This window comes from Halomonas alimentaria (genome assembly GCF_009902005.1).
In the GTDB taxonomy this organism is placed as follows: Bacteria; Pseudomonadota; Gammaproteobacteria; order Pseudomonadales; family Halomonadaceae; genus Halomonas; species Halomonas alimentaria.
Map to the genome: position 1 here is coordinate 1,663,961 of NZ_WUTT01000001.1, position 25,773 is coordinate 1,689,733.

At 64.5% G+C, this 25,773-nt stretch carries 22 protein-coding genes and 1 riboswitch; of the genes, 12 read left to right on the top strand and 10 right to left on the bottom strand.

The window, feature by feature from the left end:
* Both GRB96_RS07860 and GRB96_RS07865 read right to left on the bottom strand, forming a co-directional pair.
* Complete coding sequence (locus tag GRB96_RS07860) at positions 1 to 519, bottom strand: cytochrome b (RefSeq protein WP_161431629.1); 519 nt, start codon at positions 517 to 519, stop codon at positions 1 to 3.
* Positions 520 to 624: 105 nt separating this feature from the next.
* Positions 625 to 2,466 carry a DUF3413 domain-containing protein gene (locus GRB96_RS07865; protein WP_161431630.1) on the bottom strand — a complete coding sequence of 614 codons (1,842 nt, stop codon included), beginning with the start codon at positions 2,464 to 2,466 and terminating at the stop codon, positions 625 to 627.
* A 197-nt stretch (positions 2,467 to 2,663) separates the two neighbouring features.
* Between GRB96_RS07865 and GRB96_RS07870 the strand changes: the two genes are divergently transcribed.
* From GRB96_RS07870 to thiE, 3 genes are all read left to right on the top strand, one after another.
* Positions 2,664 to 2,924, top strand: coding sequence for a hypothetical protein (locus tag GRB96_RS07870; RefSeq protein ID WP_161431631.1), 261 nt, complete (start codon positions 2,664 to 2,666; stop codon positions 2,922 to 2,924).
* Between the two features lie 73 nt (positions 2,925 to 2,997).
* Positions 2,998 to 3,096, top strand: a riboswitch (TPP riboswitch).
* Between the two features lie 32 nt (positions 3,097 to 3,128).
* Complete coding sequence (thiM, locus tag GRB96_RS07875) at positions 3,129 to 3,950, top strand: hydroxyethylthiazole kinase (RefSeq protein ID WP_161431632.1); 822 nt, start codon at positions 3,129 to 3,131, stop codon at positions 3,948 to 3,950.
* A complete protein-coding gene (gene thiE / locus GRB96_RS07880; RefSeq protein ID WP_161431633.1) occupies positions 3,940 to 4,557 on the top strand; it encodes a thiamine phosphate synthase in 618 nt (205 codons plus the stop codon). Before thiM ends, thiE begins: the two co-directional genes overlap by 11 nt.
* 44 nt (positions 4,558 to 4,601) lie before the next feature.
* On the opposite strand, the gene GRB96_RS07885 is transcribed toward thiE, so the two are convergent.
* The 3 genes from GRB96_RS07885 to GRB96_RS07895 all read right to left on the bottom strand — a co-directional run bounded on the left by GRB96_RS07885 (position 4,602) and on the right by GRB96_RS07895 (position 7,905).
* Positions 4,602 to 5,477 carry a DMT family transporter gene (locus GRB96_RS07885; RefSeq protein WP_161431634.1) on the bottom strand — a complete coding sequence of 292 codons (876 nt, stop codon included), beginning with the start codon at positions 5,475 to 5,477 and terminating at the stop codon, positions 4,602 to 4,604.
* A 112-nt stretch (positions 5,478 to 5,589) separates the two neighbouring features.
* Positions 5,590 to 7,026 (bottom strand): D-alanyl-D-alanine carboxypeptidase, encoded by a 1,437-nt coding sequence (locus GRB96_RS07890; RefSeq protein WP_161431635.1) that lies wholly within the window; start codon positions 7,024 to 7,026, stop codon positions 5,590 to 5,592.
* Between the two features lie 117 nt (positions 7,027 to 7,143).
* A complete protein-coding gene (locus GRB96_RS07895; RefSeq protein ID WP_161431636.1) occupies positions 7,144 to 7,905 on the bottom strand; it encodes a TSUP family transporter in 762 nt (253 codons plus the stop codon).
* A gap of 215 nt (positions 7,906 to 8,120) precedes the next feature.
* Between GRB96_RS07895 and GRB96_RS07900 the strand changes: the two genes are divergently transcribed.
* The 5 genes from GRB96_RS07900 to GRB96_RS07920 all read left to right on the top strand — a co-directional run bounded on the left by GRB96_RS07900 (position 8,121) and on the right by GRB96_RS07920 (position 13,488).
* Positions 8,121 to 9,053 carry a beta-keto acid cleavage family enzyme gene (locus GRB96_RS07900; RefSeq protein ID WP_161431637.1) on the top strand — a complete coding sequence of 311 codons (933 nt, stop codon included), beginning with the start codon at positions 8,121 to 8,123 and terminating at the stop codon, positions 9,051 to 9,053.
* A complete protein-coding gene (locus tag GRB96_RS07905; protein WP_161431638.1) occupies positions 9,050 to 10,006 on the top strand; it encodes an L-carnitine dehydrogenase in 957 nt (318 codons plus the stop codon). Before GRB96_RS07900 ends, GRB96_RS07905 begins: the two co-directional genes overlap by 4 nt.
* A complete protein-coding gene (locus tag GRB96_RS07910; RefSeq protein ID WP_161431639.1) occupies positions 10,006 to 10,461 on the top strand; it encodes a thioesterase family protein in 456 nt (151 codons plus the stop codon). The genes GRB96_RS07905 and GRB96_RS07910 overlap by 1 nt, the downstream gene beginning before the upstream one ends.
* Before the next feature lie 173 nt (positions 10,462 to 10,634).
* On the top strand, positions 10,635 to 12,278 hold the full coding sequence (locus GRB96_RS07915) for a BCCT family transporter (RefSeq protein WP_170293775.1): 1,644 nt from the start codon (positions 10,635 to 10,637) through the stop codon (positions 12,276 to 12,278).
* Entirely contained in the window at positions 12,268 to 13,488 is a 1,221-nt protein-coding gene (locus GRB96_RS07920; protein ID WP_161431640.1) for a TauD/TfdA family dioxygenase, read from the top strand. The genes GRB96_RS07915 and GRB96_RS07920 overlap by 11 nt, the downstream gene beginning before the upstream one ends.
* Before the next feature lie 6 nt (positions 13,489 to 13,494).
* Here GRB96_RS07920 and GRB96_RS07925 read toward each other — a convergent pair whose 3' ends face one another.
* Complete coding sequence (locus tag GRB96_RS07925; protein WP_161431641.1) at positions 13,495 to 14,469, bottom strand: GlxA family transcriptional regulator; 975 nt, start codon at positions 14,467 to 14,469, stop codon at positions 13,495 to 13,497.
* Between the two features lie 223 nt (positions 14,470 to 14,692).
* On the opposite strand from GRB96_RS07925, the gene GRB96_RS07930 reads away from it, so the two are divergent.
* Positions 14,693 to 15,946, top strand: coding sequence for a 2-aminoadipate transaminase (locus GRB96_RS07930; RefSeq protein ID WP_161431642.1), 1,254 nt, complete (start codon positions 14,693 to 14,695; stop codon positions 15,944 to 15,946).
* A 31-nt stretch (positions 15,947 to 15,977) separates the two neighbouring features.
* The gene (hglS, locus tag GRB96_RS07935; RefSeq protein ID WP_161431643.1) at positions 15,978 to 17,333 is read left to right on the top strand and encodes a 2-oxoadipate dioxygenase/decarboxylase HglS; all 1,356 of its coding nucleotides are present in this window, start codon (positions 15,978 to 15,980) and stop codon (positions 17,331 to 17,333) included.
* A gap of 240 nt (positions 17,334 to 17,573) precedes the next feature.
* Here the strand turns inward: hglS and GRB96_RS07940 are convergent, their stop codons facing one another.
* From GRB96_RS07940 to amaB, 4 genes are all read right to left on the bottom strand, one after another.
* Positions 17,574 to 18,614: an Ldh family oxidoreductase gene (locus tag GRB96_RS07940; protein WP_161431644.1), complete on the bottom strand. Its 1,041-nt coding sequence runs from the start codon at positions 18,612 to 18,614 to the stop codon at positions 17,574 to 17,576.
* 296 nt (positions 18,615 to 18,910) lie between these two features.
* A complete protein-coding gene (gene nhaC / locus GRB96_RS07945) occupies positions 18,911 to 20,437 on the bottom strand; it encodes a Na+/H+ antiporter NhaC (protein WP_161431645.1) in 1,527 nt (508 codons plus the stop codon).
* Positions 20,438 to 20,487: 50 nt separating this feature from the next.
* Positions 20,488 to 21,768 carry an L-pipecolate oxidase gene (gene amaA, locus GRB96_RS07950; RefSeq protein WP_161431646.1) on the bottom strand — a complete coding sequence of 427 codons (1,281 nt, stop codon included), beginning with the start codon at positions 21,766 to 21,768 and terminating at the stop codon, positions 20,488 to 20,490.
* Between the two features lie 43 nt (positions 21,769 to 21,811).
* The gene (gene amaB / locus GRB96_RS07955) at positions 21,812 to 23,305 is read right to left on the bottom strand and encodes an L-piperidine-6-carboxylate dehydrogenase (protein ID WP_161431647.1); all 1,494 of its coding nucleotides are present in this window, start codon (positions 23,303 to 23,305) and stop codon (positions 21,812 to 21,814) included.
* Between the two features lie 122 nt (positions 23,306 to 23,427).
* Here amaB and gcvA point away from each other — a divergent pair, with 122 nt between their 5' ends.
* Both gcvA and GRB96_RS07965 read left to right on the top strand, forming a co-directional pair.
* Positions 23,428 to 24,387: a transcriptional regulator GcvA gene (gene gcvA / locus GRB96_RS07960; RefSeq protein ID WP_161431648.1), complete on the top strand. Its 960-nt coding sequence runs from the start codon at positions 23,428 to 23,430 to the stop codon at positions 24,385 to 24,387.
* Positions 24,388 to 24,496: 109 nt separating this feature from the next.
* Complete coding sequence (locus GRB96_RS07965) at positions 24,497 to 25,747, top strand: NAD(P)/FAD-dependent oxidoreductase (protein ID WP_161431649.1); 1,251 nt, start codon at positions 24,497 to 24,499, stop codon at positions 25,745 to 25,747.
* Positions 25,748 to 25,773: the final 26 nt, after the last annotated feature.

Sequence of the window (25,773 nt, forward strand, 5' to 3'; positions counted from 1 at the left end):
TCAGGCCATGCGCTTCAGGGTGTGGTCGCGCAGCCAGAACTGGTGCGCCAGGCTGGCCGCCACGTGACCGCCGATCAGCAGCCACAGCAGGTTGGCCAGCACCTCGTGGGTCTCCTCGGCGGCCTCCTCCAGCCACTCGATCTCGGCACCGGAACCGATCAGCGGCAGGCCGAAGAACTCCACGCCGTGGCCGCTGCCCAGGGCGACGAGCAGGCCGCTCACGGGGATCACCAGCATCGCCGCGTAGAGCGCCAGATGCCCCAACCGGGCCGCCCACTTCCAGTGCGCATGGGCCTCGAGCCGGTCGTGGTTGACCCGGCGCCACAGCAGCCGGAACATCAGCAGCCCCAGCAGCAGCACCCCCACGCTCTTGTGCAGCGCCATCGCCTCGCGCTCGCTCATCCCGACGATCTCCGCCAGCCACTCGGTGCCCAGCATCAGTAGCAGCAGCGTGGCCATGCTCCAGTGAAGCGCCCGCGAGACGGCGCCGTAACGTTGTTCGGAATCCAGCCAGTTCATGTCGTCATCCTCCTCGGTCGATGGACGACGACCGTTGTACCGCACCCAGGCTGACGCCAGCCTTAACGCCGCATTCATGCGCCGTTCATCTTCACCCAGTGCCGCTCAACGATAGAAGCGCGACAGCGCCTGCAGCACCTCGCGGGAGACCTCGGGGGCCGGGCGCACCTCCGCGAGCTCGTTCATGCGGTAGTCGTAGGCCTCGAAGGCGCCGGTCGGATGCACGGCGATCTGGTACTCCGGCAACAGGATGCCGTAGCCCATGTAACTACCGGATAGCAGCCAGTCACGCTCGCCCCCGGGGACGAGCAGGCTGCGCCCTAGGGTATAGCGCTCGGGGGCGGCCTCGCAGCCGAGCAGTTCCTCGAGCAGTGTCGGGGCGATATCGGCATGCTGGGTGCGCCCCTCGAGCACACCGCCGGGGCGCCCCGGCAGGTGCATCACCAGCGGTACCTGGACCTGCTCCGGGGTGTAGTTGCTGCCGTGCCCCCAGTAGTTCCGGCCATGCTCGTTGAACGACTCGCCGTGGTCCGATGTGATTACCACGGCGGTATCGTCGAGCCTGCCGCGTCGCTCGAGGTCGTCAAGCACTCGCCCGAGCTGCGCATCCACGTAGCGCGCCGCGGTACGGTAGCGATTCCAGTAGGGCTCGGGGTCGAAGTCGGGACCCAGCGCCATATGGTTGATCTGCTCCCAGTAGGGAGTGAAACGCGGGAAGTCGGGGGGATGGCTGTAGCCATGCACGGCGTCGTAGAAGAGGAAGCCGAAGAAGGGCGCAGCGTCGGGCGACTCCGCCGAGGCCTCCATCCAGGCCAGCCAGTCGTCGGTGATCTTCCGGTCGCGCTCCCAGGGCTCGCCCTGGGCCGGGGTCAGCGAGACGTCCTCCAGGCCGGCGAAGACGTTGCGGTCGAAGGCGGGGCTCACCAGGGTCGCCGAGGAGAGCACCTGGAAACGATAGTCGGCGGCCTCGAGCTTCTCCATCAGCACCGGCGGCGTCTGGCCGCCGGTGAAGGCATCCCAGTAGGTGACCGGCAGGCCGTAGAAGAGGCTGAACACCCCCGCCTTGGTGGAGTTGCCCCCACTGAAGTGCTCGGCGGCCCGGTACCAGCCTGGGCGACCGGCGTAGCGACTCAGGTTGGGCATCACCTCGGGGGTCAGCAGGTCGTGGCGCACGCTGTCCAGCACCACCAGCAGCAGGTTGTGGGACGCGGCCGCCGACGAGCAGCTCAGCGGCGCCGAGGGATAGGCCAGGTCATGGGCCTTTCCCTGTGCCGCCTCCAGTTCCACCCGGTCGCGCACCGCCTGGGGGTCGACCCAGCCCCGCTTGACGAACAGGCGCTTGGCGGTAGCGGGATAGAACAGCGGCACATGGCGGGTCATGCCGGTGATGTCGCGGTCATAGTGGGCGTCGGCCCAGGCGTGCCAGCCATGCACCCCGAGCAGGGCCAGCAGGCCGAGGGCGAGTGCCGGCAGCACCGGCCGCGACAGTGGGCGCCGCTTGAGCCATAACCCCAGGGCCCCCTGCAGCGCCAGCATCGCCAGCACACCGCCGATGGCCAGGGCCCAGGCCAGCCAGGAGAAACTGAAGACGTCGCCGCCAGCGTTGACCAGCAGATCGAGGATGAAACCGCTCAGGTGGAAGCGGTACTGGGCGTAGACGAAGGTGTCGAGCAGCAGCACCAGTTGCAACAGGCCGGCCCACAGGGTGGTGACCAGCCACAGCCAGGGCGCCCGAAGTAGCGGGGCCAGCAGCAGCAGCGGCAAGGCCCCAAGCCACACCAGCAGCCCGATATGACCGAGGAACACCAGCAGCAGGTAGCCCCACTGCTCGGCGCCCTCGGGGGCCATGTAGGGGAGATAACGCAGACTGATCAGCCAGGCGAGCAGCAGGTTGGCCAGGGTCCAGGCGCCCAGCCAGCGCCAGCGATGGAGAAGGGATGCAAGCATGTGATGACCACGATCATGAAAGGGCCCGACACCAAGCCGCAGTACACGGCCTGTCGGGTGGTGGAAAGATACCGGGATCGGCGCCGTCACACTCTGGTCATGCCACCTTAAGCAATCCTTAAGGAAGGCGCGCCACAGTCATGGTGCATGCTGATACCGCCGCAACCCGAGGCAACACCATGACCCGGAGTCCGATAATGACACTCGCAGACACCCTCGTCACCGAGAACCGCGCCATCGTGCCGCTGCTGCTCATCGGCCTGGCGTTGCTGGCCCTGGGCGTGCTGGCCGCCGGCTGGGAACCCATCGAGCTGCCGCTGGGGCTCGCCGCCCTGGGCACCCTGGCGCTGGTCCTGCTCACCCCCGAGCGCTGGCAAGACGAGGAAGCACGGGACACCGTCAACAGCCTGGTACTGGCCAGCCTGATCACCCTGGCGGGCTTCCATGTGATGGCATGAACCTCGCTGCTCGAGCGCCTCGCCAGAGGCATTGCCCGGCCTTTACAGTCCTCCCCGGGACGTGGATAGTGTGGCTCGACGACAGGGGCGCCGCGGCACTCGCCGTGGCTGAGACGCACCCTTGGAACCTGACCCGGATCATGCCGGCGTAGGGAGTCGTGCAGCCCGCCCCGCCGCCTGCACCTCCCGCGCCCGGGAGGAACGATGACCACCGCCACCCGCGGCCCGATCGACCCCGCCGCCCATCTCGCTCGCCTGCGCGAGCGCGCACCCCTGATTCATAACATCACCAACCTGGTGGCCATGAACCCCATGGCCAACGTGCTGCTGGCCCTGGGCGCCTCGCCGGCCATGGTGCATGCCCGCGAGGAGGCCGCCGAGTTCGCCGCCCTCGCCGATGCCCTGACGGTGAATATCGGCACCCTCTCCCCCCTCTGGGTCGAGGCCATGCAGGAGGCCGCCGAGGCCGCACGGCTGACGGGCAGGCCCTGGGTGCTGGACCCGGTGGCGGTGGGTGCCACCGCCTACCGCCGCGAGACGGGCAGGCGCCTGCTGGAGCGACGCCCCACGGTGATCCGCGGCAACGCCTCTGAGATCCTGGCCCTGGAGCAACAGGGCAGCGGTGGGCGCGGCGTGGACAGCAGCGATCCCACCGAAGCCGCCGAACAGGCCGCCGTGGCCCTGGCACGCCGCATTGATGCCGTGGTGGCGGTGACCGGCGAGGTCGACCTCGTCACCGACGGCCGGCGCCTCGCCCGCATCCCGGGCGGCCATGCGCTGATGCCCCGGGTCACCACCCTGGGCTGCGCGCTCACCGGCGTGGTCGCCGCCTTCCTGGTGGGCGCAAAGGACCCCTTCGCGGCCAGCGTGGCGGCACTCGCCTGCTACGGCGAGGCGGGACGCCGCGCCGGTGAGGTCGCCAACGGTCCCGGCAGCTTCGCCGTGGCCTTCCTCGATGCCCTCTACGCCCTCGACCACGACCAGCTTGCCACCCTGCCCACCCTGGAGGTAACCGATGCGCCTTGACCTCTCCCTCTACCTCGTCACCGACCCCGCCCTGTGTTCAGGCCACGGCCTGGTGGAGACCGCGGTGGCCGCGGTGCGCGGCGGTGCCACGATGATTCAGCTGCGCGACAAGCTCGCCTCGGACGGCGAGATGATCGACCAGGCGCGACGGCTCAAGGCGGCCCTTGCCGGCAGCGGCGTGCCGTTGATCATCAATGATCGCCTGGCGGTGGCGGTGGAGAGCGGCGCCGACGGCCTGCATATCGGCCAGGATGATGGCGAGGTGGCCGAGGCTCGAGCGGCCCTGGGCGAGCAGGCGATACTGGGGCTCTCGGTGCAGACCCTGGCGCAGATGGCACGCATCGACGCCGAGCGCCTCGACTACCTGGGGCTCGGCCCGGTATTCGCCACCCCCAGCAAGCATGACCACGCCGAGCCGCTGGGCTTTGCGGGGCTCGCCACCCTTGTGGCGGCGAGCCCCCTGCCCAGCGTGGCCATCGGCGGCCTCAAGGTCGAGCACGTGGCGGCGACGCGCCAGGCCGGTGCCGACGGACTGGCGGTGATCTCGGCGATCTGCGGCATGCCGGACCCCGAGGCCGCGGCGCGGGCCTTCTTCTCCCGAGGCTGAACTCATCCCGGGACAGGGCCAGGACGTGCAGCAGCGGCTGGGGATCAGGCGGTGGGGCGACGCTTGAGCGAGGTGCGCCCCTCGCGGTAGGCGATGGCCAGGCCGCTGCCGATGATCAGCACGCTGCCCACGAATACCCAGAGGTCCGGCATCTCGCCCCAGAACCACCAGCCCAGCAGCACCGCCCACAGCATGGCGGTGTAGTCGAAGGGGGCGGCGATAGCCGCCGGGGCGTGGCGGAAGGCCAGGGTGATGAAGGCGGTGGCCCCCACCCCGAACACCCCGGCGCCGAAGAAGCCCAGCCAGTGCCAGGGCTGGGGTGACTGCCACACCCAGGGCAGCAGCAGTCCGGTGATCACGAAGGGCACCACGGTCATATGGAAGACCATGGCCCAGAGATGCTCGCTGCCGCCCCAGCGGCGCGCGGTGATCAGCATCAGCGCATAGAAGAGCGCCGCCCCCACCAGCACCAGCGACCCCGGATGGAAGGCCTCTCCCCCCGGGCGCACCACGATAAGCACGCCGACGAAGCCCACCAGCGAGGCGATCAGTACCGGCGCCTCGATGCGCTCCCCCAGCAGCGGTATCGAAAGCAGGGTCACGAACAGCGGCGCCACGAAGGCGATGGCCGTGGCCTCGGCCAGGGGCAGCAGGGTCAGGCCCAGCACGAAGCAGCCCATGGTGCCGGTGTAGATCAGCCCGCGCAGCAGGTGAATGCCCGGGCGCCGGGTACGCAGCTTGCGCAGGCCGCCGGCAAAGTGCGCCAGCAGCGCGATCAGCGGCAGCGAGACCAGGGTGCGGAAGAAGATGATCTGCAGCGGCGAGTGCACCTCACCGAGCCACTTCGAGATGGCGTCGCCGGTGGCCAGGCAGAGCACGCCCAGGCACATGAAGCCAATCCCCTTGAACGACGACGTCATCGCGACTCCCCTTCCGATCACCCGGAGTGACAAAAGCACCACCCCGCCGACCGAAGGCCGACGGGGTGGTTATCGAGGTCAGGCTAGAAGGTTCGCAGACGAACGGCAAGGCCTAGAGGCTGGCGTTGACCACCATGCAGTCGATGCCGTCCCGGGCCAGGCTGCGACAGGCGCGGTAGGCCTGATTCTCGTCGAGGTTGACCAGGCGGGCGCGGAACAGCGGCTGCGGCCCCGGCGCCTCGTGGATATCCACGCGGGCATTGGTCAGGTCGCTGGCCAGGCGGTCGGCGGCACGGCCGGCCAGGCTGCGGGCGTTGTCGGGATTGCTGAAGGCGCCCACCTGAACGCCCCAGCCTCCCGAGCCGCTGCGACCTACCGGCTCGAGACGCTGGCTGGTGCGGCTGACCGGCTCATCGGCCTGGGAGATCAGCTCGCGGATCGGATCGTTGGCCGAGCCCTGGGCGGTCTCAGGCAAGGCTGACGTCGCACGGGGCAGCGGCTCGGGGACTTCCAGGCTGGCCAGCTGGGGTGCTGGTGCTGGCTCCAGGCGCTCCACGACGCGGGGTGCCGGTTCGGCTGCCTGGCGGCTGGCCAACTGCACCGCCGGCCGGGACGCCGGCACTGCCGGACGGGAGGCGGGAACCGCTGCGGGCGTCGTCTGTGGCAGATTCATGCGCTCGCCGGAGAAGTCGGCCTGGGCCACCCAGTCGCCGCGCCCGTACAGCGAGGCGCGCACGAAGCCGCGGTCCAGCAGATCTGACATGTGGGCGTCGCGGGAGGCCGCGGTGAAGCCGCCCATTACCACCGATACCAGCCGGCGGCCATTGCGCACCGCCGAGGTGGCCACGTTGAAGCCCGAGGCGCGAATGAAGCCGGTCTTCAGGCCATCGGCGCCGGCATAGTTGTCGAGCAGCCGGTTATGCCCAGTGATGGTCTTGCCCTTCCAGTTGAAGCTGGTGCGCGAGAAGTAGTGATAGTACTGCGGGAAGTCCTGCATCAGCCGCAGCGACAGGGTGGCCATGTCGCGGGCGGTGGTGGTCTGCCCGGCGTCGGGCAGGCCGTTGGCATTGCGGAAGGTGGTGCGCGTCATGCCCAGCTCATGGGCCTTTTCGGTCATCATGCGCGCGAAGTGAGTCTCGCTGCCGCCCAGGGCCTCGGCCACCACCACGGCCACATCATTGGCCGACTTGATCACCAGCGCCTGGATGGCGGTCTCCACCGGAATCGTCGAGCCGGCCTTCACATAGAGCTTGGAGGCCGGCTTGGAAGCCGCATAGGAGGAGACCGGCAGCGCGTGACCGAGGCTCAGGCTACGCCCCTCGAGGGCCTCGAACAGCAGGTAGAGGGTCATCATCTTGGTCAACGACGCCGGATAGCGAGTCTCCTCTGCGTTGGCGGCGTGGAGGATCTCGCCACTCTCCACGTCGACGACGATGGCAGCGTAGCGAGGATTGGCCTGTGCCACCCCGGCCAGCAGCATCGCCAGGCTCACCAGCAGCCCGAACGCCAACAGCCGTGAGCGGCCCGTGGCCATGTTCGCGGTCACCATACTCTTGCTCCCTCGAATGTCCCGATATCGCTTTTCTTGAGGCTTCTAAAGCCATTATGGCCGGCATGCCGGCGCTGTACAGCGCGAATCGGCAAAAAAACTCGACTTCCACAATCCTCAGCCCGCCAGCCGAGACGCCCCCAGCCAGACCAGCCGCAACGCCAGCAGGGTCAGGGCCCACTTGAACAACGTATCGAAGCGGTGCTCGGAGAGCCGCCTGAGCAGACGCAGGCCCAGCCAGGTACCGATGAAGCCCGAGGCGACCATGGCCAGCATCAGCCCCAGCCAGTCCCGGAACACGAAGCCGGCCATGCCGAACACGAAGGCCTTGGTCAGGTGCTGGGCACTCATGCAGGCCGAGAAGGTCGCCACCTTGGCCAGCCGGTCGCTCTGCCCCTGCTTGATGAAGGCCGCCACCATGGGCCCGCTGGCGCCCACCAGGCTGGAGAGCAGGGTGGTCAGGGCGCCGGCCAGCAGCACACCGGCGCGCCCCAGAGCCCGCTTGGGCAGCCCCGGCCCCCAGCAGCTGTAGAGCACAAAGGCGGCGATAGACAGCTCCAGCAGCCCGGCGGGCAGGCGCACCAGCAGCCAGGCCGCGGCCAGGGCGCCCAGCACCACCCCGGGCAGGAAGGCCGCGATCACCGTGCGATCGACATGGCGCCAGGTGAGCGCCACCCGTCCGACGTTGGAACCGGTCTGCACCATGCCGTGAACCGGTATCAACGCCGCCGCCGGCATCACTTGGGCCAACGCCATGATCAGCAGCAGCCCGCCCCCGACTCCCACTGCTGCGGTGAAGGCCGAGGTGAACACCGAGATCAGGATCAGCAGCAGATTGATGCCGGCGGAGAGCGGCGAGAGGAGGTCGAGCAGGGTCATCGGGGCTCCCGGCGGGGGTGAATGGCGAAGGGAATGACGCCATAGGGTAGCGAGAGGCCAGCGAGAAATCTCCCCGAGCCTCCAGGTGACAGGGCCAGTCCAGGCCGGCCCCATGAATGACGCATTGGTTCAAGACAATGTCGTTTCAGGTCAACTCTTCCGGGCCAAGGCTGGCCACACTAGGCGGGACAACTCCTCCGCCACAGAGGCAAGACATGAACCGCAACGTGATCCTGACCTGCGCCATCACCGGCGCCGGCGATACCACCGCCAAGAACCCCAATGTCCCCGTGACCCCGCAGCAGATCGCCGACGACTGCATCGCGGCCGCCAAGGCAGGCGCCAGCGTGGCGCATATCCACGTCCGCGACCCCGAGACCGGCGGCGTCAGCCACTCTGTCGAGCACTTCCGTGAGGTGATGCAGCGGGTGCGCGAGGCGGACGTCGACATCGTCATGAACATCACTGCCGGCGGCGGCGGCGACTGGATCCCCGACGCCGAGGATCCCACCCGGGGCGGCCCGGGCAGCGACATCCAGACCCCGCGCGAGCGCCACGAGCCGGTGGGCGAGCTGCTCCCGGAGCTCTGCACCCTCGACTGCGGCAGCCTCAACTTCGGCGACATGGTCTATGTGAACCCCGCCGACTGGCTGCGCGAGCACGCCCGACTGGTGCAGGCCGCCGGGGTCAAGCCGGAGCTGGAGTGCTTCGACCTGGGCCACGTCTGGTTCGCCCGTCAGCTTCAGCAGGAGGGCCTGATCGACGGCGACCCACTCTACCAGCTCTGCCTGGGCATCCCCTGGGGCGCCGAGGCGGACACCGAGACCATGCTGGCGATGCGCAACAAGCTGCCGGAGAACGCCAACTGGGCCGCCTTCGGCATCGGCCGCCAGCAGATGCCCATGGTCGCCCAGGCGATGCTGCTCGGCGGCCACGCCCGGGTCGGCCTGGAGGACAACCTCTACCTGAAGAAGGGGGTGCTCGCCACCAACGGCGGGCTGGTCGAGAAGGCCGGGGACATCATCGAGAGCCTCGGTGGCCGGGTGATGACGCCGGCCGAGACCCGTGCCCACCTCAGGCTGCGTGACCCGAGCACCGGCCATATCGTCAAAAAAGCACTCGAGACAGCCGCGGGAGGTGAGGCATGAGCCAGCAGCTCTCCGTGATCGGCACCGGGGTGATCGGCAACGGCTGGATCGCCCGCGCCCTGGCGCGCGGCTGGGACGTGGTGGCCTTCGACCCGGCCCCCGAAGCCCCGGCGCGTACCCGCGCCTTCGTCGACAATGCCTGGGCCTCGCTCGAGCGCCTGGGCCTGGCCGAGGGCGCTAGCCCCGCACGGCTGACCTTCGTGGATAGCCTCGAGCAGGCGGTGGTCGGCGCCGACCTGATCCAAGAGAACGTGCCGGAGCGCCTGCCCCTCAAGCAGGAGATCCTCGCCGCCATCGATGCCGCGGCGTCACCTGAAGCCATTATTGGCTCGTCGACGTCCGGCTTTAAGCCCAGCGACCTGCAGCAGGATTGCGCCAAGGCACCCGGCCGGGTGATCGTCGCCCACCCCTTCAACCCGGTCTACCTGCTGCCGCTGGTGGAGCTGGTCGGCGGCGCGGCCACAGAGCCCGCGCAGGTCGAGCGTGCCCAGTCGCTCTACCAGGCACTGGGCATGCGCCCGCTGGTGGTGCGCCGCGAGATCGAGGGGCATATCGCCGACCGCCTGATGGAGGCGCTGTGGCGCGAGGCGCTGCACCTGGTCAACGACGGCGTGGCCACCACCGAGGAGATCGACGCCGCCGTGGTCTATGGCTGCGGGCTGCGCTGGTCGTTGATGGGCACCTTCCTCACCTTCCACCTGGCCGGTGGCGAGCAGGGCATGCGTCATATGCTCGAGCAGTTCGGCCCGGCCCTGAAGCTGCCCTGGACGAAGCTCGAGGCCCCCGAGCTTACCGACACCCTGATCGACCGTGTGGTCGAGGGCTGCGAGCACCAGGCCGCCGGCCGCCCGGTCGCCGAGCTCGACCGCCGCCGCGATGACTTCCTGGTGGAGCTGCTCGACCTGGTACAGAAGTACTGGCCCGAGGCCGAGGGCCTGGAGGGGCGCATCTGATGGTGATCCTGGAGAGCCGCGTCGCCCCCGAGTGGGTCGACTACAACGGCCACATGAACGACGCCGAATACGCCCGGGTCTTCTCCCTGGGCGTGGAGGCGCTGATGGGCCATATCGGCCTGGATGCCGACGGCCGCGACCGGCACGGCTATACGATCTACACCCTGGAGACCCACCTCTGCTATCGCCGCGAGGCCCACGAGGGGCAGCCGCTGCGCGTCGCCCTGACCCTGCTGGATCGTGACGCCAAGCGGCTGCACGTCTTCTTCGAGCTTCTCGATGAGGAAGGCAACCTGCTCGCCACCAGCGAGCAGATGCTGATGGGCATGAGCCAGGAGAGCGACCGTCCGGCGCCCTTCCCCGCCGAGATCGAGGCCGTCATCGCCATGCTGCCCCACGCCGCACGGGACGCCTGGCCGACACTCGCCGGGCGCACCATCGGCATTCGCCGCTGACCCGGCATTCGTCACTAACCCGGTCACGAACGCCATAAGGGATCGGCTGCCCCTTGCCGGGCAGCCGAGCGGGATCGCCGGCCCGAGGACCGGCCCAGGAGGACACGACTATCGCTACGCCAACTCCCCCATCGCATAAAGCCGACGCTCATATCGAACTCGATACCGACTACATGGTCACCGAGCTCGCTCAGGGCGGTTTCTTCCAGGGCATGCACCGCGGCATGACCCTGACCTCCGCCGCCCTGGTGCTGGCCTTCGTGCTCTTCACCGGGTTCGGCTCCGATACCGCCGGCAGTGTGTTCGGTGCCGCCCGCGCCTGGATCGAGAGCACCTTCAGCGGCTACTACCTGGTCACGGTGATGCTGCTGCTGACGGTGTGCGCCTTCATCGTACTCAGTCGCTACGGCAGCGTACGCCTGGGACCCGATGACAGCCGCCCGGAGTTCAGCAACTTCTCCTGGTTCTCGATGCTGTTCTCCGCCGGTATCGGTATCGGCATCCTGTTCTTCGGTGTCGCCGAGCCGGTCTTCTACCTCGATGACACCGGCGCCTTCGGCTATCCCAACAATCCCCATGCCGACATGGCCGGGGCCGCCGCCATCGGCCATGAGCGCGCCATAGACGCCCTTCGGGTCACGGTCTTCCACTGGGGGCTCCACGGCTGGGCGATCTACGTCATCGTCGGCATGTCGCTGGCCTACTTCGCCTATCGCAAGGGCCTGCCGCTGGCGCTGCGCTCGGCCCTCTACCCCTTCATCGGCGAGCGCATCTTCGGTCCTCTGGGCCACCTCTTCGATATCCTCGGCGTGCTGGGCTGCGTCTTCGGTGTGGCCACCTCCCTGGGCCTCGGCATCAGCCAGATGGCGGTGGGTCTGGAACGACTGGTGGGCATCGGCGCCGGCCTGGATACCCAGCTGATCCTGATCGCCCTGATCTCGATGGTCTCGATCCTATCGGCGGTGACCGGAGTACGCCGCGGCATCCGGGTGATCTCCGAGCTCAATATCTGGACCTCGCTGTTCGTGGTCGGGGTCTTCCTGATCGGCGGCCCCACCCTGTGGCTGCTCAGCGCCTTCGGCGAGACCCTGCTCGACTACGCCGTCAACTTCATCCCCATGGGCCTCTGGTTCGCCGACGACCCCGCCAACGTGAAGTGGCAGCAGGGCTGGACCATCTTTTACTGGGGCTGGTGGCTGGCCTGGGCCCCCTTCGTCGGGCTGTTCATCGCGCGCATCTCGAAAGGCCGTACCCTGCGCGAGTTCGTCCTCGGCGTGCTGCTGGTACCGACCCTGATCATCTTCGTGTGGCTGATCATCTTCGGCGGCAACGCCATGTATCAGGAGCTCAATGCCCCGGGCGGCCCGGGCAGCGCCGGCATCATCGAACTGGTCAACGCCTGGCAGCTGCCGGCGGCGCTGTTCGCCACCGCCGATGGCATCGTCGGCACCGGCACCTTCGGCTGGCTGCTCTCGGCGATGATGGTGTTCCTGCTGATGAGCTGGTTCGTCACCTCATCCGACTCCGGCACCCTGGTGCTGACCACCATCCTGTCACTGGGAGACGAGGAGCCACCCCGCCGCTTCCGGGTGTTCTGGGGCGTGGTGATCGGCCTGGTGGCCGCGGTGCTGCTGGTCGCCGGCGGCCTCACCGCCCTGCAGACCGCACTGATCGCCGCCGCCCTGCCACTGAGCTTCGTCATCCTGGTGATGACCGCCGGCGTGCTGCTCTCGCTGGTGCGCGAGACCCTCGACGCGCGGCGCCGAGCCGCCGCCAAACCCATCTCCGCACGACAAGGAAATTCCCATGAGCGCTGACCTGCCCCTGACTCCCGACTACGACGCCTGGCCCATACACGCGGATATCATCGCGGTGGAGAGCGACCCACAGCTGGTGACGGTGCGCTGGAACGACGGCCGTCAGAGCCGCTACCACGGCATCTGGCTGCGCGAGAACGCCGCCGATGACTCCACCATCAACCCGGCCACCCGGGAACGCATCCTGGACCTCTCCACCCTGCCCGCCTGGCCCACGATCGCCGATGCCGAGGTCGATGAGGCCGGCGCCCTCTGTGTGACCTTCGCCCCCGAGCAGCGCCGCCTGCGCTTCCACCCCGGCTGGCTGCGCGCCCATGACTACGACAACGGCGAGGATCCCGAAGCGCCGCTGGTGCCGGTGACGACCTGGCAGGGCGGCGAGGACAAGGTGCCGGACAGCCTTGAGGCTGCCGGGCTACTCGACACCGAGCCGGGCAGCGAGGCCGAGGAGGCGATCCTCGCCCCGGCGCTGGAAAGTGTTCTCGCCAAGGGACTGGTTCGCCTGCACCATCTGCCCACCGAACCCGGCTCGCTGAAGGCCATCGCCCGGCGCATCGGCCCGGTGCGCCCCACCAACTTCGGCCTGTTGTTCGACGTCAAGGCCAAGCCGGACCCGGACTCCAACGCCTATACCTCTATCGCCCTGCCGCCGCACACCGACCTGCCGACCCGCGAGTACCACCCGGGCCTGCAGATGCTGCACTGCCTGGAGAACAGCGTGGAAGGTGGTCAGGCGGTGATGCTCGACGGCTTCGCCGTAGCCGAGGCGCTGCGCGAACGCGACCCCGAGGCCTTCGTTACTCTGACCCGGGTGCGCTGGTGTTTCGCCAACACTGCCCGCACCACCGACTACGTCTGGTACTCGCCGATGATCCGCCTGGATGAACGCGGTGAGCTGCTCGAGGTGCGCATCGCCGACTTCCTGCGCGGCCCACTGCAGACGGACTTCGAGGAAGTGGAGCCGGCATACCGGGCCCTGATGACCCTGCAGGCGATGCTGCGCGAGCCCGAGTTCGCCCTGCGCTTCACCTATGCGCCAGGGGACCTGGTGATATTCGACAATCGCCGGCTGCTGCATGCCCGCGACGCCTTCGAGGGCGACAGCGGCCACCGCTGGCTGCAGGGCTGTTACATGGAACGCGACGAGATCCGCTCACGCTACCGCCTGGTGCAGCGCTCTCGGCGCCAGCGGAGACTCACCCGAGAATGAGCTGCCTTAGCCATTGGCCGGCAGTTGACGCACCTCGCGCGGCGACTGGCCGTAGTGTTCCCTGAAGGCGCGAGAGAAGCTGGACGCAGACGAGAAGCCACAGGCGAGGCCCACCGCCAGCACGTCGAGATCGGTCTCGACAAGGAGTTGGTGGGCTCGCTCCAGGCGCAGACCTAGGTACCAGCCCTGGGGCGTGCTGGCGAGGTGCTGCGCAAAGAGCCGCTGCAGCTGGCGGGAGGTAATCCCGCAGCGGCGGGCAATTTCGCCAAGCGCCAACGGCGCCTCGAGATGGCGCTCCATCAATGCCACCGCCTGCACCAGACGGCGGTTATGAGTGCCCAGGCGACGTGCCAGGGCCATGCGTTGCTGGTCGCTGCGGCTGCGTAGCCGGTCATGAATCAGCTGCTCGGAGACATCCAGTGCCAGGCGGGTGCCGTGACGTCGGGCGATCACCTCCAGGGCCATGTCCATGGCAGCGGCCCCGCCGGCGCATGAAAAGCGCCGCGGACCGAGCTCGAACAGTTCGTCGGACGTATCGATGGCAGGGAAGCGTTCACGGAAGGCGGGCAGGCTCTCCCAGTGCAGGGTGACCCGCTCTCCCTTCAGCAGGCCGGCGGCGGCGAGCAGGAAGCAGCCAGTATCGAGCCCGCCCAGGGTACAACCGGCCTGGTCCAGCCGATGCAGCCAGGCCATCAGAGGCCGGCTCAGATGTGCCTCGGGCTCGAAGCCGCTGCACACAGCCAGGGATGGCAGTGCATGAGGTTCACCGGCCGGCCGGTCGACCAGCAGGGTCATGCCGTTACTGGCGGTGACCGGCTCACCGTCGACCCCGAACAGTGTCCAGTCGAACAGTGGCCGCCCACTGATGCGATTGGCGATACGCAGCGGCTCCACCGCAGAGAAGAAGGCCATCATCGAGAAGCGCGGCAGCAGCAGGAAGCCGATCAGCTCGGGTAGTGGGCCCTGGTAGTGCAGGCGCATGGCTGGCTCCTCAATGCGGTTTCACCACATCCGACATGGCGTTGCAGTAGCACCCCGTGGTAATGGCGTATCCACTCTTTTCGGGTTGCGATCTGGCGCGATCGGCCTACAAATACGGAAAAATACTAATGACAAGAGGCTTTTTTTTCGTTTGAGGCCAAGACATGGGCTCTGCTCTGATATGGGGCCTAACACTCCAAAGCCCCTAAAGGAGGCAACCCACATGGAACTTCCCTACGTCAGCGACTCGATGGGCATCGTACACCCCATCTGCGTGACCCGCGGCCGCAACGCGGAAGTGTGGGATGAGCAAGGCCAACATTATATCGACTTTGTTGGCGGGATCGGTGTGCTCAACCTAGGCCACTGCCACCCTACGATTGTAGAGACCACCACTCACCAGCTGAACCAACTAATGCATTCTGCTTTCAATGCCTTGCCCCACCGCGGCTACCTGGCAGTGCTCGACGCGCTGCAAGACTTCGTGCCAGTGAGCTATCCCCTCACCACCATGCTGACCAATAGCGGCGCAGAAGCAACGGAAAACGCCCTCAAGGTCGCCCGGGGATTCACAGGTCGTCAGGCGGTGATTGCCTTCGACGACGGATTTCACGGCAGAACATTGGCGACCCTCAACCTCAACGGTAAAGTCACCCCGTATAAGCAAGGACTCGGTAGTCTCCCTGGCCCGACTCACCATGTGCCCTTTCCCAGCCAGGATGGCGGCGTCTCAGCCGAAACCTCGCTCGCGGCCCTGGAGCGCCTGTTCGAGGTAGAGCTACCCGCCAATGAGGTGGCCGCTATCATCGTCGAGCCAGTTCAGGGAGAGGGTGGCTTCCGCTTGCTGGATCGTGAGTTTGCCCAGCAGCTTCGCAAGCTGTGTGATCGCCACGGCATCGTGCTGATTCTGGATGAAATCCAATCTGGATTTGGACGTACCGGCACCCCCTTTGCCTTCTCTCACCTGGGGATCGAGCCCGACCTCCTACTGATGGGCAAGAGCATGGCGGGCGGTCTCCCACTGGCGGCTGTTGCAGGACGAGGGCCGATCATGAACGCCCTACCCAAGGGGGGGCTCGGCGGGACCTTCTCGGGCAATGCTGTAGCCTGCGCTGCTGCTTTAGGCGTCATCCAGGAAATGCGTGAGGAGAACCTCACAGCCTGGGGGGAAAAAATCTCCGCTCGGCTCGAGTCCATCCATGCCCGCTGGCAGGTAAGCGGGCGCTTCGCGATGCTCGGGCCCCTCACAGGGGTCGGCGCGATGCGCGGCATCATCATGAATGACACTCCCAAGGCCAACGGTGGGCAACACCTAGGCCGATTACTCCGCGAGGCGCGCCAGAGGGGCCTGCTTCTGATGCCCAGCGGGCGACACAAGAACGTGTTGCGTCTACTGATGCCGCTGACCATTGAGCCCGAAGTGTTGGATCAAGGCCTTGAGCGCCTCGAGCAGGCTCTGACGGCACTTGCCCCCTAATTCCTGGCATGACACTTCAATGGAGAGACAGATGAGTCACTGGATTCACAAGGATCAGATTCGCGACCGCTTCTCGCGCGCCATGTCGGCGATGTACCGCCAGGAGGTGCCCCAGTACGGCACTCTGCTCAAGCTGGTCGACTCGGTCAATCGCCGGGTGCTGGACAAAGATCCCGAGCTGGCCGAGGCGCTGACTCAGCAGGGCGAACTCGAGCGCCTGAATGTGGAACGTCACGGCGCGATCCGGGTGGGCACCGCGGAGGAACTCGCCATGCTACGGCGACTCTTCGCCGTCATGGGCATGGCCCCGGTGGGCTACTACGACCTTTCGACGGCCGGGGTGCCGGTGCACTCCACCGCCTTTCGTCCGGTGGATGAGGTGGCCCTGACGCGTAACCCCTTCCGGGTCTTCACCTCCCTGCTCCGCCTGGAGCTGATCGAGGACGAGGCACTGCGACGCCAGGCCACCGATATCCTCTCCGCCCGGGATATCTTTACCACCAAGGCCCGCCACCTGATCGTGCTGGCAGAGCAGCAGGGCGGGCTGGATGCAGCCCAGGCCGAAGCCTTCGTCCATGAGGCGCTGGAGACCTTCCGATGGCACCAGCAGGCCACCGTGGATCTCGCCACCTATCGAGCGCTCAACGCCGAGCACCGCCTGATCGCCGACGTGGTCTGCTTCCGGGGCCCCCACATCAACCACCTCACCCCTCGCACACTGGACATCGACGCGGTGCAGACAGCCATGAGCCAGGCTGGGATGACCCCCAAGGCGATCATAGAGGGACCTCCGCGGCGGCGCTGTCCGATTCTGCTGCGCCAGACCAGCTTCCGGGCCCTGGAGGAGTCCATCGCCTTCGCCGGCAATGAGCCTGGCCAGCACACCGCGCGCTTCGGTGAGATCGAGCAGCGCGGCGTGGCGCTGACCCGCAAGGGGCGCGCTCTCTACGACGAACTGCTTACCGCCGCGCGGGAGACCAATTCCTCCACCGATAACACGACCCATCAGGACCAGCTGGCCAGGGTGTTCGAGGCCTTTCCGGATGACCACGCTACCCTGCGCCGGGAAGGCCTGGCCTTCTACCGCTATCGACCGGTCCCCGGTGTGCCCCTGCCCGCCGCTCACGACACGGAGTCGCTGATCGCGGCGGGAGCCCTGGTGGCGAGACCCATCGTCTATGAGGACTTCCTGCCCGTCAGCGCCGCCGGCATCTTCCAATCCAACCTGGGAGACGGGACGCGCGACGAATACGCCAGCCACTCCCTCCAGGCCCAGTTCGAGGCTGCATTGGGCGCCGAGGTCATCGACGAGCTGGCGCTCTACGAGAAGAGCCAGCAGGCCTCCCTGGACGACGCCCTGCAGGCACTGGGTCTCGCCACGCCCTGAGGGCGACCGGATGCCCTTGCTCATTCGCGTGTGGGCAGGGGCCCAAGCCACGGCGGCGCCCACCGGGGCAGTGACACCACGGTCTCCACCGAAGCCAAGATAGCGGTCGTCGCGAGTCCCAGAAGAGTAAAGCTCTCCTCCGCCGTCAGCCGGGGCAGGCGTCGCCGACTATCCGGTGCTCGACCACCCCCGTCACCAGCTCTTCACTCACCGACCCCGTTCGTCGATACTCATCGACGATCAGGGAGTAAGGGCATCCAGTCCCTTGCTCTTCAGCCGCTCCAGCAAGGCCACCTCTTCTTCACTCAACTTGATACCCTCAGACACGGCTTCTCGGCGCGCCTTATAGCGACGCTGAGATGGCAAACGTGCTCCTTGATTCACAATGCCTTGCAGCAGTTGTTCACCTCCCGCCATAGGGTCACGATGGCGACCATGGGAAAACACCTGCGGATCAAAGGCGAGCACCAGCGCACCGTGCCGTGGTAACAAGCTAGTGTCGCCATGCATGAAGTCGAGCGCTTCCTGGCTCGTAAAGTCTCCCAGCATCGGTCCTGCCAATAGCTCGATCATGGTGGCGATAGCTGATCCCTTATGCTGGCCAAAAGGCAGCATGGCGCCAGCAAGCGCTGCGTCTGGATCGGTGGTGGGCTGGCCCGCATTGTCTACTGCCCAACCTTCTGGCAATGGCCTGCCTTCACGACGATGAAGTTCAATCTCGCCTCGCGCCGCAACTGTGGTGGCAAAATCAAAGACGTAGGGGTCCACCCCTTTGCGCGGCCAGGCAAATGCAAAGGGGTTAGTCCCCAAGAGTGGCTGCTTGCCACCCCAAGGGGCCATGACCGCATAGCTTGGACACATGGAAAGTGCTACCAGGCCTCGGCTGGCAATATCTTCAACCTCATACCAGAGTGCTGAGAAATGCAGGCAATCATTGATGACCAGCGCCGCTAACCCATGCGTCTGAGCGCGCTCGATCAATAGAGGCACCCCTTTTTCATAGGCCAGGCTGGCAAAGCCACCCTTGGCATCAACTTTCACCATGGGCCCATCACCCGCCTCTATCTCAGGCACTGCCTGTGGTGAAACCTTACCGGCTTGCAAGACACGCAGACACCCCTCGATCCGATAAATACCGTGGGATTTACAGCCATCACGCTCACCAGCGCTAATCACTCTCGCTATGGCTTCAGCTGCATCATCAATCACGCCACACTTCTTGAAGATAAGCCCCACATCCTCTTCAAGTCTTTCGATAGTATACATCGTCTTATTATTCATTTTCCCACTCCTTGAAAATCAGGCTCTTCGCAGCCTGACGTCAACCCCGTCAATAGGAGGGATGCTACACATCTCCACGAGAGGCCTCAGGCACCCTGCGCCCCCCGACTAGGCGGCATCAACAAGGCTCCTAGCGACGCCATTCGCCCGGAGGATCCGGCCTTCTTAGACGCGACGCCGGAAGGTGACCCCTCTAACCATGGTGATCGATAAACACCAACATTATGGAACAAGCCAGTAATGCAAACTGCCCCCCAAGAATGAGGGGCAGTGCCATCCAAGACTACGCACAGGCTTCAAGGCTGCCTGACGGGCTCTCCCACGGCAGCTTCCGCAGCGGCACCGAGATCCGATCGAGTCGCGATCGCTTCATTTTGCTCTTGCCACATGGCACGCTCAGCATCCGTTGCCTTGGGAGAGAACATGCCAAGCTGAGCATAGATAATTCCAATGATGGGAGATATCCAGCACGCGAAAGCCAGTGGGATATAAAGCAGGTTTTCTACGTTGCCATCTGCAATTCCTAGGCCCAGTACACTGATAACAAAGGCTCCACCAGCATTCCATGGAACCAAGGGTGACATTAACGTACCGCCCTCTTCAATAGCACGGGACAAGTTGAGAGTTGAATAACCAAGGCCCCGGTATGTAGGTGCATACATGCGACCAGGCAACGCAATAGATAGGTAAGGATCACCAGCGACCAGATTGGTGGCGAAAGAAGTCAGCATGGCTGATGTTTGGACACCTTTAAAACTCCTCACCTTCGACATGATCGCCTGTATGATAGTCTCGAGGCAACGAGTCTTCTCTAACGCACCACCAAAGCCCAAAGCTATAAGAATCAACGAAATAGTCCACATCATGGACTGGATTCCACCGCGGTTAAGCAGGCTATCCATCGCTTCTACACCGGTCTCTATAGTGTAGCCATAGTTCGCGAATGTAACCACTTCATGTAACCCGACACCTTGAACCATCATGGCTGTTGCTCCGCCCGCCAGCACACCAGCAAACAGAGAGGGAATCGGTGGCATACGCTTGACGGCAAGAATGATTACCAGAAGAGCCGGAAGTAGCAACCAAGGAGAAATGGTGAAATTTTCTTTCAGCGCCGCGGTAATGGCATTAATTCGTTCAAATGAGGCCGTCTGATCATCGATCATGCTGAAGCCGGCAAAAAGATAAATTCCAAGCGCAATCAGCATTGCGGGAATAGTCGTAGGCAGGAGATTCTTGATATGCGAGAAAATATCTGTACCGGTTACCGCTGGTGCGAGGTTGGTGGTATCCGACAGGGGCGACACCTTATCGCCGAAGAAAGCACCAGACACCACAGCCCCGGCAGTCCAGTACATGGGAATATCGAAACCGGCACCGATACCCATCAAGGCAAGACCAACAGTACCCACCGTACCCCAGGAAGTCCCCAAGGAGACCGAAACTACAGAACAAAGGATCATGGCTGCGGCAAGAAAGAATGCCGGTGAAAGCAGAGTAAGCCCATAATAAATCAGGCTTGGAACTGTTCCACTAGCAATCCATACCCCGACAATCATCCCTACGCATATTAGTACGGAAACCGACGGCAGCGAGACGTGAATTACATGAAAAACACCTTCTTCTATCCGCTTCCATCTCAACCCCAGCTTTACACCTACCAATGAGGTAATGGCAAGACCTATGGCTAGCGGTATATGTGGCGTGAAGTCGCCAAAATAAAATATTTGAACCCCGATTGCAGCTAACGTCAGCAGCACAGGCGTAAGGGCCAGCGCAAGGCTTGGCTTTTGCAAATCTTCAGAAAACTTTTTCTCTCTCATTTTATTATCCTTGTCTACCCTGAGTGAAGTATATTACTGTGTTTTCATCCTTATATTAAAACGCGAAGGCACTGACCCGCATGGTAGAGAGTGAACCCTCCTTCATAGGCAGAACTCCATAATGGTTTCGCTTGAATCGGCTTGCACCGTCGAATTGGTAACGGTAGTTGCGATTCATCCTTCCGTGTCAGGTAACGTGCAAACCCCTTTCCCACTACCGTTCCCGTAGTAATACCTCGGCCATTGAAGCCTGTCGCGGCAAGGATGCCAGGGGCTGGCTCGAAGAGGCGCAGCGTATGATCGGGGGTAAAGGCGATTTTTCCCGTCCATGTACATTCCCAATCGACCCTACCTAGTTGGGGGAAGTAGTGCCGTTGAATGCGATCGGCCCAGCAGCGCAAATACGCAGACGGCCGCCCTTCTCCACTACCTAAGCTACCTAGGATCAGGCGTCCTTCGGAGTCACGCCGCATGCTGCTGAGTACCATTCGGGTATCCCATGCGCCTTGCCCTTCTGGCAGAATATCACCGGCAAGTTCATCGGATAATGGAGTCGAAGCCACCTGAAAAAAGCAGCCCGGAAAGAAGTGGTGGCGCACCTGATTCCAGTCATCTTCTGTGTAGGCGTTCGTGGCAAGCACTATGCGGGGAGCCAACACACTGCCTTGCGGAGTAGTAACACGCCAAGATTCGCCTTCACGAGAAACTCCCAGTGCAGGACTCCGAGTAAAGAGATTCGCGCCGGCTGCATATGCCGCCCTAGCCAGCCCACGTGTATAGGCCGCGGGGTTGAGAGTTCCGGCGCGTCGATCCAGCAGCGCCCGGCGAATCCGCCGAGTCCCTACCTTCTTCCAGCAGGCCTCATCTTCCAGCAGCTCCACCGGTGCATCACGCTGCTGAAATTGCACCACACGCCGCGCTAGCTCTTGTTCTCCCTTGGTATTGTGCGCCAGATGTAGGGTTCCCGTGCGCGTCGCCTGACAGGCGATATCATGTCGCTCAATCAGGTCGAATACCTCACCCGGCGCCGCACCGAGAATAGCGTTGGCACGCTCACCGTCTTTCTCGCCGAGGGCATCACAGATATCCTGGGGCGGGATCCATAGCCCCGCGTTTACCAAACCAACATTTAGGCCCGACCCGCCACTGGGAATCTCACCCGATTCGATCAACGTGGCTGTAGTACCCGCCTCGGCTAAGTGCAGCGCCGTACTCAACCCAGTAATACCTGCACCCACCACGATGACATCGGCAGACTGGCGTCCTTCGAGGGCTGGCAGATCCAGACATGGCTCCGGCGACGTAACGTGCCACAGACACTGCTCTTTCATTACCCCTCCTCAAACAGTACGCGGACTCAACGCACCATCTCTGTCAATCAAATTTAATCCCTTGTGCCAAGGGTAACTCACGAGAGTAGTTGACAGTATTAGTCTGACGACGCATGTAGCTCTTCCAGACATCTGACCCCGACTCACGGCCGCCTCCGGTCTCCTTCTCGCCACCAAAGGCACCACCGATCTCCGCCCCGCTGGGCCCGATATTAACGTTGGCGATGCCGCAGTCGCTGCCCACGTCGGAGACGAAGGTTTCCGCCTCGCGCACATCGGTGGTGAAGATGCACGACGATAGTCCCTGGGGCACATCATTCTGCAGCGCCATGGCTTCATCGAAGGTGTCGTAGGTCAGCACATAGAGAATGGGCGCGAAGGTCTCGTTCTTGACCAGCTCGTCCTGACCCTCGGCTTCGACGATGGCCGGCGAGACGTAGTAGCCGTCGGGATACTGATCGGCCAGCTGACGCTCTCCCCCGAAGACCCGACAGCCTCGCTCCCTAGCCTTCGCAAGCACCGACTGCATCTGCTCGAAGGCCTGGGCATCGATCAGCGGACCCACCAAATTCCCCGCCATAGGATCGCCGATGGTCACCCCAGCATAGGCCTTCTTGACACGCTCGAGTACCTCATCGCGTACCGAAGCATGCACGATCAAACGACGCAGAGTGGTACAGCGCTGCCCCGCGGTACCCACCGCGGAGAACAGGATGGCGCGCACTGCCATGTCCAGGTCCGCGCTGGGAGCCAGGATCATGGCGTTGTTGCCGCCCAACTCCAAGATGCTGCGGCCAAAGCGGGCCGCCACCCGCGGGGCAACTTGGTGCCCCATTCGGGTACTGCCTGTGGCGCTGATCAGCGGCACACGCGGATCATCGGTGAGGCACTCGCCCGCCTCGCGCTCCCCGATGATGACCTGGCTAAGATCCTTGGGCGCCTCCTCGCCAAATTCCTGCATGGCTCGCTCGAGCAAGGCCTGGCAGGCCAGTGCACACAGCGGGGTCTTCTCGGAGGGCTTCCACAGCAGGCTATTGCCGCACACCAGGGCCAGGGCGGCGTTCCAGGCCCAAGGAGCCACCGGGAAGTTGAAGGCGGTGATCAGGCCGATCGGCCCCAGGGGGTGCCAGCTCTCGCGCATATGGTGGCCGGGGCGCTCGGAAGCGATGGTCAGCCCGTACAACTGACGAGACTGCCCTACGGCGAGGTCGCAGATATCGATCATCTCCTGCACCTCGCCGAGGCCTTCCTGGTAGATCTTGCCGCACTCCAGGGTAACCAGGGTGCCGAGGTCCTCCTTGTGGCGACGCAGCTGCTCGCCGAACAGGCGCACCAGCTCGCCGCGGCGCGGTGCCGGCACGCGGCGCCACGCGTCAAAGGCCGACTGCGCACGATCAATTCGCGCTTTCACCTGCTCGGCATTCTCTAACTGAACCCGCCCTATCTCACCTCCGTCGGTGGGGGAAAACACCACATAGTCGCCGCCACGATAAAGAGATTCTTCCACACCGAGGCGCTGCATGATGGAACCAATCATTCTTCCTCCTACTGCTGAATCTGCCCAAATGGGGAACACCCGCAGTATTGCCGTACCCCTTGACCTGCCTCAAACGACGTTTTATATGGAGGTCATTCCTTTTTTTCTTGGAGCTCCCTACCATGAGTCGACGCCACCTGCCCACGCTGACCGCCATGCAATGTTTCGAGGCCGCCGCCCGCCACTTGAGCTTCACCCGGGCCGCTGAGGAGCTCAACCTCACCCAGAGCGCCGTCAGCAAGCAGGTGGCACAGCTGGAGTCGGTGTTGGAACACCCGCTGTTTCGTCGCGTGCGCAAGCGTCTTCAGGTCACCCCCGAGGGATCCCTCTACCTGACCGAGGTACGCAAGATTCTCGCCCAGGTGGAGATGTCCACTCGCTACATGCAGTCCTACGGCGGCCAGAGCGAGGTTCTCAATATCACCACCCTGCCGACATTCGGTGCTCGCTGGCTAATTCCTCGCCTCAACGGCTTTCGCTTCCGCCATCCCGATGTCTACCTGAATATCAGCAACCGGGTGGAACCCTTCGACCTGGACAAGGAGCGCGTGGACGTGGCGTTCTTCTTCGGACATGGCGCCTGGCCCAAGGCGGAGTGCATCAAGCTACTTGACGAGGAAATGGTCGCCGTCTGTGCCCCTGATGTGATCCCCGCCGGCGGCGTCCAGGATCCCCTGGCGCTCACCAGCATGGTTCTGCTGCAGAGCGCCACGCGCCCCGAGGCCTGGCACAACTGGTTCAAGGCTCAGGACCTCTATACCGAGCACAGCTACCATGGGCCACGCTTCGACACCTTCTCCATGACCCTGCGCGCCGCCAGGGCCGGCTGTGGGGTAGCGCTAGTGCCCCGTTTCCTGGCCGAGGAGGAGCTGACGGCGGGCCAGCTCACTACTCCCTGGGAGTTCTCGCTGACCAGCCGCGATGCCTACTATCTTGCCTACCCCGAGCACAAGGCCGAGCAGGTCAAGATTCGTGGATTCATCGACTGGATAATCGAGCACCTCGAGTCCTCTGAACGGCCTGAGAAAGCCTCGACCTGTCGAGCCGCACATGCTCTAACCGCTATCGCCGAAGCCCCATAGCGCTCCAATCCCCCCTGGAATGTCAACGCCACTTTTTATCGTTTGCTAGGCCTGGCGGGGCCGGTATTGAATAAAGAGAAAAGTCGCTAGGAAGAGGCCAGCGAGTGCCATGACAACACCACAAGAGAGCCAGGTCTGCGTGATCGGCGCCGGCGTGATTGGTATCACTGCGGCACTGGCCCTGCAGCAACGTGGCCTCTCGGTCACAGTACTTGATCCTCAAGGGCCGGGAGAAGGCACCTCGTCTGGAAATGCCGGCTATATTGCTGTAGAGCTGATCAACCCCCTGGCCACGCCTCACACCCTGCGCCAAGCCCCGAGTCTCTGGCTGGATCCTCATGGCCCCCTGGCCCTGCCGCTGCGATATCTTCCCGCCGTAGCGCCCTGGCTCGCGCGTTTCATCGCCGCGGCGAGCCCACGGCGGGTAGAGGAGTCACGCCGAGCGATCCACGCCCTCAACAGTGAGGCAGTCACCGCCTGGCAGCGCTGCCTGGCAAAGGCCGACGCCAGCGATGCCTTGGTCCAATCCGGTTACCTGATGGTCTGGGAGTCGCCTCGAGGAATGGCGGCAGCCCGGCAGCACATGGCGCAGTTGGAGCAATGGGGGCAGCAGGTTGTCTGGCTGGAAGGCGCCGATCTCCAGCGCCATGAACCGGGACTGCAGGACGGGCTCAGTCACGGGCTCTATCTGCCCAAGGCCCACCAGGTTCGCGACCCCTATGCCCTGGTCCAGCGTCTGGCGGGGGTACTGACCCAGCGGGGTAGCAGTATAGTTAAGACCACAGTCGAAGCCGTACATCCACAGGATACTGGCGTGACCCTAGAGACTGACGACGGCCCGTACCATGCCGATCACGCCGTTATCGCAGCGGGCGCCTGGAGTCACCGGCTGGCCGGACAGCTGGGGCTTTCGATTCCCTTGGAAACCGAGCGGGGCTATCACCTCACTCTGCCCTCTCGAGTGCAGGCGTTGAAACAACCCGTGGGCTCAGCTGAGCGTCACTGCGTCATGACCCCCATGAGCTGCGGTTTGCGTATCGTCAGCTTCACCGAGTTGGGCGGCCTGACCTTGCCTCCGATCATGCGTCGTTATCGTTCACTGCGTCATCACGCCAAGGCTCTACTCCAGGACTCATCTGGAATCGAGACCGCCCAAGAGTGGATGGGCTTCAGGCCTACCCTGCCCGACTCCCTGCCTGTGATCGATACCCATCCCGAACATCCTTGTGTGCACTTCGCCTTCGGCCACCAGCACCTGGGACTCACCCAGGCCGCCATTACCGCTGAGCTCTTGAGCGCACTAGTATTTGGCGAAGCACCACACATTGACCTGAAGCCATATCGCGCCTCCAGATTCTAAAGGTTAGCTAGTGTGGTGTCTCACAA